Origin of the sequence: Cupriavidus sp. SHE, from assembly GCF_000812445.1 — a bacterium.
GTDB classification, from domain to species: Bacteria; Pseudomonadota; Gammaproteobacteria; order Burkholderiales; family Burkholderiaceae; genus Cupriavidus; species Cupriavidus metallidurans.
Window position 1 is genome coordinate 13,437 of sequence record NZ_JWMB01000003.1, and the last position, 12,876, is coordinate 26,312.

Below are 12,876 nucleotides of genomic sequence, written 5' to 3' on the forward strand. Positions count from 1 at the left end.
GGGCTCCTCAGACTGCCTTGACGCGCGTGGTTTCCACCACGTTGCGCATGTAGCCGGGCGGATTCCACAACGCCGTCATCGGCTGGCTCTGGCCGATACGATTGACCGCGCGCACCCGGAGATCATAGGCACCCTTGCGTGGCGGGCGGAATGCGGCGCGCCATTCGCGAAACGAGTACTTGCCGAGATCCTGGCCGAGCGTGGCTTCCGTCCAGCTTCGGCCGCCGTCGGCCGAGAATGCGACTTCGGCGATACCGTAGCCGCCGTCGAACGCAATGCCTCTTACCACGGTCTCACGTCCGGACGGGACCGTCGCGCCTTCGGTCAGGCTGGTGATGAACGAGCGCACGTTGAAGCGCCCGATCGGGCGCGTGCGTGCCGGTGCCGAGCCGGGTTCGACATTGGCCCCGGCGTTGTCGGGAATGCGATAGGCGCTCTGCACCCAGAAGCCGTCGAACTGTTTGTCGAGAACGGTGATATCGGAAAGGTGTTTCACCCAGTACGTACCGTAGTGGCCTGGTACCACCAGCCGTAGCGGGTAGCCATTGAGCATCGGCAAGTCTTCGCCATTCATGGACCACGCCAGCATGACCTCGCCATCGAGCGCGTGGTCGATATCGAGCGATTTGACGAAGTCGGGGCTGTTGTCGAGTGGTGGCCGGTCGAGCCCGTTGAAACTGACCTGGACAGCGCCGGGTTGCACGCCGGCTCGTTCGAGCACGGCCTTCAGCGGCACGCCGGTCCAGCGCGCGTTGCCCATGGCGCCGTTGGCGAGCTGGCCGCCATTGACGCGCGGAGCAAGAAAGCCACGGCTGTTGCCCGAGCACTGGTTGACGGCGACGACTTCCACCGGCTGCGCGATGGCCTTGATGTCGGCCAGTGATAGCTCGAGCGGCGTTTTCACCTTGCCGCCAATGCGGAGCCGATAGGTCTGTGGGTCGACCGAGGTCGGAATGCCGCTCCAGTGATAACGCACGAAAAACGCGTCGTTAGGCGTCAGAATCCCCTCGTTGAACACGCTAAACGGGGTTTCCAGCTGCGGAGGCCGGCTGGTCAGCAGGATCAGCGGCCGCTTCTGCGGAAACGCCACAAGCTCGCGCGCGCCGTTGTCGAAGGGGAGCTGGACCTGCTTGTCGCCGCTGGCGGCGAGGGCGTTCAGGGCGGTGGTGCCGACGACCGCATTGGCCGTCAGCGCGCCAGCCTGCTTGAGAAACCGGCGTCGCCGGACTCGATTCTCCATGGCTTGTCTCCGTCGTTCTTATCTTGGGCCGTGGCCGCGGGGGCGCACACACGGGGGTGAGGACGGGGATAAAGCCTATTCAGTGCCGCAAGCCATGTAAAACAGATTAAATCGATAACAACAAGAGGAATTCCCGCTAAACGACCCGCTACGACTCCGCTAAGCGGACCCTTTGCGGACCCGTTAGCGGATCCGTTAGCGGATCCGTTTAACGGGCCGCACCGCTTCGATGTATCCCGGCACGGCCAGCCGAGCGGCCTTACTGCATCGATTTCAGATTGCCAACGCGCACGAGCATCTCCGTGAACATCTGCATGTCCAGGTTCAGGTCGGGCACTTCCTTGTACTCCTTCGCGTTGTGCGCGGTGTACTTCTTGCCCGGCATCGCTGGCCCGAAGTTGATCGCGTTCGGCATCAGCTTGGCCGTGGTGCTGCCGGCGGTCGGCACGGGCTTGGCTTCGAGCCCGGTGGTATCACCGTAGATGTTCAGCAATGTGGCCAGCCAGGCGCCCTTGGGATCCCGGGCCATCCAGTCGCCCTGTTCGTGCTGGATTTCCAGCGCGGTGTGCGTGGTTGCTGCCCAGCCCTGGATGCGCTCGGCGATCTTCCCGCGCAAGGCATCGGGCGTTGAACCGCGCGGCATCCGCACGTTGGCGGTGACTTCGAGCTTGCCGCCGCGCTCGCGGATCAGCGTCGGCGAGATCGTCAACGGACCCATGAAGTCATCGCGATAGGCCACGCCGAGCTTTTCCCCGAGATAGTCGGTGCCATAGAGGTCGGTCAGGTAGCGGATCGCATGGACGTACTGGTTGTCGGCAAAGGCGACGCCCGACGACTGCAGGAACATCGCGAGACGCGGCACGGGGTTCACGCCTTCCTCGGGGCGGGAGCCATGGGCGGACGTGCCAGTCACCTTCACGACGACTACGTCGCCGTCACGCGCGATGTCGATCGAGAACTTGCCCTGGGCCTCATGCTGGGCGATGAAACCAGCGCGCGCCTTTTCCAGGCCGGCGGCCACGGCTGCCAGGTCACCGCCGCTGATGCGTGCCGTCGCCGTCTGAGGAATCGCGTTGGCCGAGGCCGCGCCGCTCATGGCCACGATGGCCGCCTGCTTGCCGCCCACCGCCTGATCCGCGAAGCGCGCGGTCAGCGCGCCCGAGCCTTTCTCGGCGACCACGGCGGGGTACTTGCTGTCGAGCACGATGTTGTACTCGGGCAGGGCGGTTTTCTCGCGGTAGTACTTCATGCCGTCGCCACCGGTTTCCTCGGTGGTCTCGATCATCAACCGGATCGAACGCGCCAGTGGCACGCCGCTTTCCCGCACGGTTTTCATCGCATAGAGGGCGGCGGCAATCGAGCCCTTGTCGTCGATCGTGCCACGTCCGTAGAGGTAGTCGCCCACGCGCGTGACCTTGAACGGGTCGAGCTTCGTGCCATCGTCGAGTACCCACTCGTCGGCCACCACGGGCACCACGTCGGCATGGGTAAGGATGCCGAAGGTGTCCTTGCCGGTGCCAGGCAGCGTGACTTCGAACACGCGGTTGTCGATGTTGCGATAGTGCAGACCAAAGTCCTTGGCCATCCGCTCCACGAGCTTGCCGAACTCGATGATCGCGGGGTTCTCGTGCTGCGGCACCTTGTCGTCGCGCACCGTGCGCAGCGCCACCATCTCGCTGATGCTGTCGAGCACGGCCTGCCCGTTGCGCACGCGGTTGTAGACGCCGAGCAGGCGTCCGATGTTGACGAGGTCGTCGCCCGTGAGCGGGCGCTTTGCCCGATAGGCTCGCACGGAAGGCGCAAGTTTCGGGCCGGCCTTGACCGCGGCGTCGAGGAAGGCATTGAAACTGGCTGGAGGCGTTGTCGTGGCACCGGCCACGAGTTGGTCGAGCTCCGGCTTGGCGATGGTCGCCGCGTTCGCCATGGGTGTCAGCGGGCAGGCGAGCAGGGCGGCGGCCAGCAGGGTTGCCGCTGGCAGTCGTGCAGTCAGACGATTCATCGGGTTTGTCCCTTCGGTTGTCCGGGTTGTCATTGTTGGGTGGCCGAATGATAGCGGCGCCCGATGCGGCAAGAAAGCAGGGAGATCACTCGTCGATAGAGAAAATCAATCGTTTCCCTGCGATTGATAATAGCAATTATCAATCGGTTTGGTTGAAACGATGAATTGTACAAATCACATTGGGATCTTCAGAATCCACTCCATCGCTGCAACACGCGGCGCCAACCTGACCCAGAGGAGTGATCCAGATGCTGCAATCCCGTGAAGGCCAACGCGTTCCCAACGTCACGTTCCGTGTGCGTGCAAACAATGAGTGGAAGGACGTGACCACGGCCGAACTGTTCGACGGCAAGACCGTAGTGTTGTTCTCGCTGCCGGGCGCCTTCACCCCGACGTGCTCGTCCACGCACCTGCCGCGCTACAACGAACTGGCGCCAGTGTTCGCCAAGCAAGGCGTTGACGCGATCCTGTGCGTGTCGGTCAACGACACCTTTGTCATGAACGAGTGGGCCAAGGACCAGGAGTCCGAGAACATCGTCATGATCCCCGACGGCAACGGCGAATTCACCGACGGCATGGGCATGCTCGTCGACAAGGCCGACCTCGGTTTTGGCAAGCGTAGCTGGCGCTATTCGATGCTGGTCAAGGATGGTGTCGTGGACAAGATGTTCATCGAGCCGGAAGAGCCGGGCGACCCGTTCAAGGTGTCGGATGCCGACACGATGCTGAACTACATCGCGCCGACCGCCAAGCAGCCGGACCAGGTGGTGGTGTTCTCGAAGGTTGGCTGCTCGCACTGCGCCAAGGCCAAGCAACTGCTGTCGGACAACGGCTTGGAGTACATCGACGTGCCGCTCGAGAACAAGATTCGCGGCAAGGTGCTGGGCGCCGTGTCGGGCGAAATGACCGCGCCGCAGGTGTTCATCAACGGCAAGCTGGTCGGTGGCGCCGAAGCGCTCGAACAGTACCTGGCTCGCTGATCTCCCTCGCCCGGGCCCGGTTCCCCCGACCGGTGTCCTGGGCACTGTCTCCCCCCTTGCTAGTCGTCGCATCCGATGGCGCCGCGTATGTGGCGGCGCCATCCCGTACGCCGATTGACGATCGATACAGGAAACGCACATGAACACGAACCAGAATGCCCAGACCGCTCAAACTGTCCAGACCGTCCAGACTGACGTGGCCATCATCGGCGCGGGCACTGCCGGCCTGGCCGCCTACCGCGCGGCCATTGCCGCCGGCAAGCGCGCCGTGATCATCGAGGGCGGCGCCTATGGCACGACCTGCGCCCGCGTGGGCTGCATGCCGTCGAAGCTGCTGATTGCCGCGGCGGAAGCCGCGCACGAAGCGCGTCACACTGCTGCATTTGGCGTGCACGTGGATGGCCCGGTCCGCATCGACGGCCGGGAAGTCATGCAACGCGTGCGGAGCGAACGCGACCGCTTTGTCGGCTTCGTGGTGCGCGGCGTGGAGGGCATTCCCCAGGACGACCGCCTGATCGGGCAGGCGCGGTTCATCGACAACACGATCCTCCAGGTTGACGACCACACTGTCGTGCGCGCTAGCCGCGTGGTGATCGCCACGGGCTCGCGCCCCGCCGTACCGCCGTCCTTTGGCGTGTTCGGCGATCGCCTGATCGTCAATGACGATGTGTTCTCGTGGGAAGACCTGCCCCAAAGCGTGGCCGTGTTCGGCCCGGGCGTGATTGGTCTGGAACTGGGGCAGGCACTGTCGCGGCTTGGCGTGCGGGTGCGCGTGTTTGGTGTCGGCGGCGGCGTCGGTCCGTTGTCGGACCCCGAAATTCGTGCTTACGCTGCCAAGTCCTTCAACCAGGAATTCTCGCTGTTGCCGGATGCGCGCGTGCTTGAGATGCGCCGCGAGGGCGACGACGCCGTTATCACGTTCGAAGACGCCGACGGCCAGACCGTGACAGAGCGCTTTGCCTACGTGCTGGCCGCCACGGGTCGCCAGCCCAATGTCGACAATCTTGGGCTGGGCAACACCGCGCTGGAACTCGATGGGCGGGGCGTGCCGACATTCGACCCGGTGACGCTCCAGTGCGGTGAATCGCCGATCTTCATCGCTGGCGATGCCAATAACGTCCTGCCGCTGCTGCATGAGGCGGCCGACGAAGGCAAGATTGCCGGCGAAAACGCTGCGCTCTGGCCGAAGGTCGGGCCGCTGACGCGCCGCGCGCCGATTGCGGTGGTGTTCTCCGATCCGCAGATCGCGATGGTCGGCAAGCGTTTTGCCGATCTGACGCCGGGCAGCTTCGTGACTGGCGAGGTCAGCTTCGAGGATCAGGGCCGCAGCCGTGTGATGCTCAAGAACCGGGGGCTGATGCACGTCTACGCGGATCGCGCCACGGGCCGCTTCCTTGGCGCCGAATGGATTGGCCCGCGCGCCGAGAACATCGCGCATCTGCTGGCGTGGTCGTACCAGCAGGGGCTGACGATCGCCGCGATGCTGGCCATGCCTTTCTACCATCCCGTGGTGGAAGAGGGCTTGCGCACGGCGCTGCGTGATGCGCAAGCCAAGCTGGCGCAATTGCAGGAAGCCGCCTGATCGGACGGCAGCGTGAGCCTGGCTTGATTGGGAGGGCCGGAAGCGATGTCTCGCTTCCGGCCCTTGTTCATTCGGCGGGATGTATATAGAGAGATCGAGACAGATCAAGACAGATCTGTCTCCTATAATGGCGCCTATCCACGCCAACGTCTTTCCCTGTCACCCGTCATGCCCACCCCATCCGCGCGCGACCGCATCCTCGATACCGCAGCACGCCTGTTCTACCGCGATGGCTATCGCGGTACCGGGATCGACCGGATCATCGCCGAGTCGGGCGTGGCCAAGATGTCGCTCTACCGGCATTTCCCTTCCAAGAACGACCTGATCGTCGCGTATCTCGAGCGCCGGCATGACTACTGGATGGGCTGGTTCCGCGATGCAGTGACCCGGCGACTGGTCGCACGCGGCAACCTCGATGTCATGGCCGATGCGTTGGGCGAGTGGTTCGCCACCGAGGATTTTCGTGGCTGCTCCTTTATCAACATGATTGCGGAGGCAGGCGGCGGTGCCGGTGACGACCCACGGCTGCTGGCGCAGGCAGTGGCGCACAAGGCGTCGCTGGAGGACTTCGTCACCGGGATCGCACGCGATCTGGGGCTGTCCAGTCCGCGCGAAGTGGCGGAAGAGGCCATGCTCTGCATCGAGGGCATGATCGTCCGCTACCAGACCACGCATGCCGGCGGCGTGGTCGATGCCGGGAGGCGGACGCTTGCCAGGCTGCATACGGCACATTCGGCACATTCGGCAGCGTAATCTACTGAAACACAGTGCGTACACGTTAACCCTGATGCCACGGTAAAATTCGTGTCATAAGACATGGGCCGGAAGCAATTTCGGCCCGTTTGCATTGGGAAGCACGCCTGTGAACGCAGTGAACAACAACCAGCGGCGCACCGAGGTCGACCTGATTCGCGGCATCGCGCTGCTCTTCATCGTGGTCGACCATGTCAACGGCAGCGTGCTGGCCGACTACACGATCCGCAACTTCACGCTCTTCGACGCCGCCGAGGTCTTCGTTTTCCTGGCCGGCTATTCGGCGGGCGCCGCCTATCTCGCGATGGAGGCCCGCCAGGGCGCGAGCGCCGCGAGCAAACGCCTGCACCGCCGTAGCTGGGAGATCTACAAGGCCTTCGTGCTGACCGGGGTGCTGATGCTGCTGTTCGGGTTCCTGCTGGCGATGTGCAAGGTGCCCGCGCCCGCCGTGCGCGCCACCGAGGCACCGGCGTTCATGGCCCAACCGATCGAGACGCTGTTCCAGGTGATCGGCCTGGCGCGGCAGCCATTCGTCTCGGATGTACTGCCGATGTACGCGGTGTTTATTGGACTGGCGCCGCTGGCGATCGGCTGGGCGAGAAAATATCCGTTGGCCTTTGTCTGCGGCAGCGTGGCGCTCTGGATCATGGCGCCGGCGCTGCTGCCGCTGTTGCCGAGCAGCGAGCCGCGCGGCTGGAGCTTCAACCCGTTCGCATGGCAACTGATGTTCGGCATGGGCCTGCTGGCACGCCTGCGGCCGGACTTCGTGCTGCCGCAACAGAACATCGCGCGCTGGGCCTGCACCATCGGAGCGGTGGTCGTCACGATGGCCTGCATGGCGCTGGCGTATCTGTGGATGCGTCCGCACGTGTATGAGGCCTGGCTGCCGGCGTGGTTGCCATCAATGGTCTTTCCGCTGCCGAAGCAGAGCCTGGCGTTCCTGCGCGTGCTCAGCTTCCTGGGGCTGGCATGGCTGGTCTATCTGGCGGCGCGCGCGGGATGGGTCGAGCGCGTGGCCCGCTTTATGGGGCCGGTGGTGCAGATCGGCCGGCATAGCCTGTTCTGCTTCGTGCTGGGCGCCGTGGTGTCGGTGACGATCGAAGGCTTCACCTATGGCATCGCCGGCGGCCGGCCCACGCGCCCGGTGGCGCTGGGCGGCGATCTGGTGGCGGTGGCAATCCTGCTGGTGGTCGGCGGCTGGTATGGCCGAAGGAAGGAAGCGAAGAAGGTGGCCGCGAAGTCGGCGATCGTCACTGCATAGCCATCGCGCGCGTGATCGCGTTTGATCGTCTGTGATCGCGTGTGATCGCGCGTCATGCGCGCCCCCTCCCATGCAAATCGGAGAGGGGCGTGATCAAGTGGCAAGTCAGCGCGTCAGCCAAGGTCTCCGCCACCTACTGGCACCACAGTCCCCGTCATATACGACGCCTCGTCCGAGGCCAGGAACAGGATCACACCTACTTGTTCCTCGATCGTCCCGTACCGGTGCATCAGGCTCGACGACACGGTCTGATCGACGATTGCCTGATACCACTTCGATTCCTGTTCCGACTGTTCCGACTGTTGCTGCGTGTTGCGCGGGATCTTGCGCGGCGGCGCCTCGGTGCCGCCCGTAGCCACCGCGTTAATGCGAATGCCATCCGCCGCGTGCTCGAACGCCAGGCTCGCGGTCAGCGCATTCACGCCTCCTTTGGCCGCCGCGTAGGGCACGCGATGGATGCCACGCGTCGCAATCGACGACACGTTGACGATGACGCCGGCGCGGCGCTCGACCATGCCCGGCAACACCGCGCGGCAACCCCAGAGCGTGGGAAACAGCGACCGGCGGATCTCGGCCTCGATCTCGGCTTCAGCGTAGTGCTCATAGGGTTTGGCCCAGATCGTGCCGCCCACGTTGTTGATCAGGATGTCGACATGGCCGAAGGCAGCAGTGGCCGTGGCCACCATCGCCTGCGCTCCCGCATACGTCTCCAGATCCGCATTGACGGACAGTGCCGTGCCGCCCGCAGCCAGAATCTCGGCGGCGACTTCCTCGACCAGCGTGGCGCGGTCCACCAGCACCACACTTGCACCCTCGGCCGCCGCGGACATTGCCACGCCGCGACCGATACCCTGCGCCGCGCCCGTGACGATCATCGTCCGGCCGGCGAAACGTTGCGTCGTGCGCATCATGCCTCCGCGCTGGCCGAAAACTTCTCGTAGTAGAAATTGGCCGGCGTGATGCCGGCATCCCGCAGCCAGTCACGCACGGCTTCCACCATGGCGACGGGGCCGCACAGGTAGATGTCGACGTCCCCGTCGTTGATCCATGCGGGGTCGACATGCGTGGTCACATAGCCCTTGCGCTCGTGCGTGCTCGCGGCGTCGGCAATGCAGGTGCGGTAGGTGAATCCGTCGATGCTGGCCGCGGCAGCCTCAAGCCGCTCGGTGGCCACCAAGTCGATGTCATGGGTCACGCCGTAGACCATGCGCACCGGGTGCGCGCTGCCGCTGGCGGCCAGTACGTCGAGCATGGACAGGAACGGCGCGATGCCGGTGCCGCCGGCCAGGAACAAAACGGGCCGCGTGACGGCGCGCAGGTAGAAGCTGCCGAACGGGCCGGAGAATGCCATGCGCTGTCCGGTCTGCGCCTCGCCGGCCAGAAAGCCGCTCATGCGGCCCTGTGGCACATTGCGCACGACGAAGGCCGCCTGAGACGCTCCCGGCGGCGAACTGAACGAGTACGCGCGCGTTAGTCCGCTGCCCGGGATTTCCACGTTGACGTACTGCCCGGGCAGGAAGCTGAGCGCGGCCGGGTCATCGAGGTCGATCGAGAAGCCGATGGTCGAATCGGACAGCGGCGCCACGGCGGCGATCGCGCCCTCGAATCGAGTCACGCCAGTCTTGCAGGCCGCGGACGAAGCCGGCACGCGGATCACGCAATCCGAGCGCGGCCGTGTCTGGCAGGCCAGCACGTATCCCTTGGCCGCCTCCTCGGCGGTCAGCGCGTCCTCGATATAGCTCGATTCGGGCAGATCGTAGTGGCCGGATTCGCACAGGCCGCGACAGGTGCCGCACGCGCCGTCGCGGCAATCGAGCGGAATGTTGATCTGCTGGCGATAGGCGGCGTCCGAGAGCGTCTCCTTGTCGCCGCACGTGATGAAGCGCGTCACGCCGTCTTCGAACTGCAGGGCGATCGTATGTTCCATGGCCTTGTCCCTCCGTGGTGCTGCCTGATGCGGCGAGCGGATCAGATGTGATAGATGTCGATGACCTGGTGGATGTAGTCGTTCTTGAGTACGACGTACTTGTCCAGGATGCGCGGCGTGCCTTGCGAGAAATCGATCACGTAGCGCGACATGCCGAAGTAGCTGAAATTGGTCTGGTAGCGATGCGCGAGCGTGTGCCAGTTGAAGCGCACCGTGGCCAGTTGTCCGTCGGTCGACTCGATTTCGATATTGCTCAGGTTGTGGCTCGTGCGCGTGTCGGGGATCGTCGCGCTCGACCGCTCGGTCTTGATGCGGAAGATGCGGTCTTCCAGCCCCTGCCGGTTCGGATAGAAGATCAGCGAAATCTCTCGTTCCGGATCGGTGACGAGCTTGCCGTCGTCATCCCAGCAAGGCATCCAGAATCGCGCCTCGGGGTGATAGCAGGTCAGCCATTCATCCCATTGCTCGTCGTCGAGCAGGCGGCACTCGCGGTAGAGAAAGGCCGAGACATCGCTCATGGGGATGGCGGCGCTCATGCTGCATCTCCCTGTGCCACGGCCCGCTTCATCGTCTCCAGCCAGTAGCGATGCTGTACGGTATAGAGCCCTTCGTCCTCGGTACGCAGCCCGCTCATTACAGGATTCAGACCAATGCGCTTTGCTGCGTCGTCGGGACCGTCGATCCAGTGCGTGGCACCCCGGCACATGTCGTTCCAGGCCAGTGCCTGGCCCGCGTAGCCCTGCTGGCAGGCGCGAAACTCCTCGAGGTCGTCGGGCGTGGCCATGCCGCTGACGTTGAAGAAGTCCTCGTACTGGCGGATGCGGCGTGCGCGGGCCTCGTCCGATTCGCCCTTGGGGGCGATGCAGTAGATCGTGACTTCGGTGCGGTCCACCGACAGCGGGCGCAGCAGGCGGATCTGCGAGCCGAACTGGTCCATCAGGTAGACATTGGGGTACAGGCACAGGTTGCGCGAGTTCTGGATCATCCAGTCGGCGCGCTCCTCGCCACAGCGTTGCGCGAACTCGTCGCGGCGGGCGAAGTTCGGACGATCTTCCGGGTTGGCCCAGCGTGACCACAGCAGCATATGGCCATGATCGAACGCGTAGAAGCCGCCGCCTTGCTGACCCCACTTGCCCGCATCCATCGCGCGGATCTTGTCCTCGCGTTCATTCTGCTGCTTGCGGTGGCTTGTGGTGGCGGCGTAGTTCCAGTGCACGGCGGACACATGGTAGCCATCGGCGCCATTCTCGGCCTGCAGCTTCCAGTTGCCGGCGAACGTGTATGTCGACGAGCCACGCAGCACCTCCAGGCCATCGGGCGACTGGTCGACGATCATGTCGATGATGCGCGCGGCATCGCCCAGAAACTGCTCAATCGGCGGCACATCGGCGTTGAGGCTGCCGAACAGGAAGCCGCGATAGTTGGAAAAGCGCGCCAGCTTCTTCAGGTCGTGGGAGCCCTCCTTGTTGAAGCATTCCGGATAGCCGGCCTGTTCGGGGTCCTTGACCTTGAGTAGCTTGCCGCTGTTGTTGAATGTCCAGCCGTGGAACGGGCAGGTGTATGTGGCCTTGTTGCCGCGCTTGTGCCGGCACAACATGGCGCCACGATGGCTGCACGCGTTGATGAACGCGTTCAGTTCGCCCTGGCGATTGCGCGCGATCACGATCGGCTGGCGGCCGATATGCGTCGTGTAGTAATCGTTGTTGTTCGGGATCTGGCTTTCGTGCGCCAGGTAGATCCAGTTGCCCTCGAAGATGTGCTGCATCTCGAGTTCGAACAGCGCCTCGTCCGTGAACGCGCTGCGGTGCAGCCGATAGTCGCCGGTGGTCTTGTCTTCGACCAGGAACTGGTCAAGGTTCGCCAGGCGGTTGGGCTGATGCTGGGGACGAGCGGGGCCCGTCCCGGTATCCAGATGGATCGGGATCATGGTGGTCTCCTGCCAGAGCGGCGGGGAAGGGGTCGGGACGCGCGGTGGTGGCGCGTCCCGGTGAATCAGATCGCTTTGGGCGATCTCACGCAGTCTTGGGCGATGGCCCTTGGCGCTGGCCTCAGGCGGCAGCGCGCATGCGGTCCACTTCGGCGGCCGGGGCGTCGCTGGCCTCGCGCAGCAGGCGGAAGTCGAAGTCGATCGAGGCGAACGGCTTGCTCACGCCATGCTTGTCGAGCCGCGCGGCGTCCCCGACGCGCTCGACCGCCGGCACCAGACCATCGCGGCTGGCAAAGGCGAAGTCATCCCACAGGTACTCGTCGCCGTCGATGTTGATCTGCGTGGTCAGCTTGCGATGGCCGGCGGCGGATACGAAGAAGTGAATATGTGCGGGGCGGCGGCCGTGGCGGGCCAGCAGGTTCAGCAGGCGCTGCGTCGTGCCCTCGGGCGGGCAGCCATAGCCCATCGGCACGATGCTGCGGAACTGGTAGCGGCCGTTGGCATCGGTGACGATCGTGCGGCGCAGGTTGAAGTGGGATTGGCTCTTGTCGAAGAACGAGTAATTGCCAAGCAGGTTGGCGTGCCATACCTCGACCTTCGCGCCGGCCAGCGGCTTGCCGTCGGTGTCGTAGACCGTGCCCTGCATGAAGAGCACCTCGCCCTTGTCGTCCTCCGTGCCGTCGTCGAGCCGTGCGAAGCCGGTGGATTCGGGCGCGCCGGCCACATACAGCGGGCCTTCGATCGTGCGCGGCGTGCCGCCGGTCAGGCCGGCGCGGGCTTCTGCCTCGTCGGCGCGGATGTCCAGGAATCGCTCCAGACCCAGGCCGGCGGCCAGCAGGCCCAGCTCGTGGGTGGCGCCTGCCTCGGCGAAATACTCGATGCCCTTCCAGACTTCGGTGGCGCTCAAATCCAGATCCTCGATCGCCTTGAACAGGTCGGTCGTCAGCCGTACCACGACCTGTTGCACGCGTGCGTCCGGTGTGCCTTGCGTGGCGGTGTGTACGAGGAACTGCTTTACCAGCGCTTCGATGTCAGCGTGCGTCATGTCTCACTCCGAAATGTCTCTTTGGTTGGGGTCGAATGATCGGTCGGTTAATGCTCTGTGGGTATAAACCCGTATCGAGGATTGCCGTCCGACTTGTTGCGGAGCATAGTTCAGGGGTGTTTGGGCAGTCCAAGACTGATTGAGTATCCGGACGATACCTGT

General features: G+C 64.4%; 11 protein-coding genes. 4 read left to right on the forward strand and 7 right to left on the reverse strand.

Features of this window, described 5'->3' with window-relative positions:
* Window positions 1–7: 7 nt before the first annotated feature.
* Complete coding sequence (locus RN01_RS01000; RefSeq protein ID WP_017514967.1) at window positions 8–1,240, reverse strand: molybdopterin-dependent oxidoreductase; 1,233 nt, start codon at window positions 1,238–1,240, stop codon at window positions 8–10.
* Between the two features lie 259 nt (window positions 1,241–1,499).
* Window positions 1,500–3,239: a dipeptidase gene (locus RN01_RS01005; protein ID WP_024570181.1), complete on the reverse strand. Its 1,740-nt coding sequence runs from the start codon at window positions 3,237–3,239 to the stop codon at window positions 1,500–1,502.
* 248 nt (window positions 3,240–3,487) lie between these two features.
* On the opposite strand from RN01_RS01005, the gene RN01_RS01010 reads away from it, so the two are divergent.
* From RN01_RS01010 to RN01_RS01025, 4 genes are all read left to right on the forward strand, one after another.
* Window positions 3,488–4,219 carry a glutathione peroxidase gene (locus tag RN01_RS01010; RefSeq protein ID WP_024570182.1) on the forward strand — a complete coding sequence of 244 codons (732 nt, stop codon included), beginning with the start codon at window positions 3,488–3,490 and terminating at the stop codon, window positions 4,217–4,219.
* 139 nt (window positions 4,220–4,358) lie between these two features.
* Window positions 4,359–5,801, forward strand: a complete 1,443-nt coding sequence (locus RN01_RS01015; protein WP_017513558.1) for a dihydrolipoyl dehydrogenase — start codon at window positions 4,359–4,361, stop codon at window positions 5,799–5,801.
* Window positions 5,802–5,969: 168 nt separating this feature from the next.
* Window positions 5,970–6,554, forward strand: coding sequence for a TetR/AcrR family transcriptional regulator (locus tag RN01_RS01020; protein ID WP_017513559.1), 585 nt, complete (start codon window positions 5,970–5,972; stop codon window positions 6,552–6,554).
* A 109-nt stretch (window positions 6,555–6,663) separates the two neighbouring features.
* A complete protein-coding gene (locus RN01_RS01025; RefSeq protein ID WP_008645762.1) occupies window positions 6,664–7,815 on the forward strand; it encodes an OpgC domain-containing protein in 1,152 nt (383 codons plus the stop codon).
* Between the two features lie 113 nt (window positions 7,816–7,928).
* Here the strand turns inward: RN01_RS01025 and RN01_RS01030 are convergent, their stop codons facing one another.
* The 5 genes from RN01_RS01030 to catA form a co-directional block, all read right to left on the reverse strand.
* On the reverse strand, window positions 7,929–8,723 hold the full coding sequence (locus RN01_RS01030) for a 1,6-dihydroxycyclohexa-2,4-diene-1-carboxylate dehydrogenase (protein ID WP_017513560.1): 795 nt from the start codon (window positions 8,721–8,723) through the stop codon (window positions 7,929–7,931).
* The gene (gene benC / locus RN01_RS01035) at window positions 8,723–9,742 is read right to left on the reverse strand and encodes a benzoate 1,2-dioxygenase electron transfer component BenC (RefSeq protein WP_017513561.1); all 1,020 of its coding nucleotides are present in this window, start codon (window positions 9,740–9,742) and stop codon (window positions 8,723–8,725) included. Before benC ends, RN01_RS01030 begins: the two co-directional genes overlap by 1 nt.
* Window positions 9,743–9,783: 41 nt before the next feature.
* The gene (gene benB / locus RN01_RS01040; RefSeq protein WP_024570183.1) at window positions 9,784–10,278 is read right to left on the reverse strand and encodes a benzoate 1,2-dioxygenase small subunit; all 495 of its coding nucleotides are present in this window, start codon (window positions 10,276–10,278) and stop codon (window positions 9,784–9,786) included.
* On the reverse strand, window positions 10,275–11,669 hold the full coding sequence (gene benA, locus RN01_RS01045; protein WP_017513562.1) for a benzoate 1,2-dioxygenase large subunit: 1,395 nt from the start codon (window positions 11,667–11,669) through the stop codon (window positions 10,275–10,277). Before benA ends, benB begins: the two co-directional genes overlap by 4 nt.
* A 121-nt stretch (window positions 11,670–11,790) precedes the next feature.
* Window positions 11,791–12,714, reverse strand: coding sequence for a catechol 1,2-dioxygenase (gene catA, locus RN01_RS01050; protein WP_024570184.1), 924 nt, complete (start codon window positions 12,712–12,714; stop codon window positions 11,791–11,793).
* Between the last annotated feature and the right edge of the window lie 162 nt (window positions 12,715–12,876).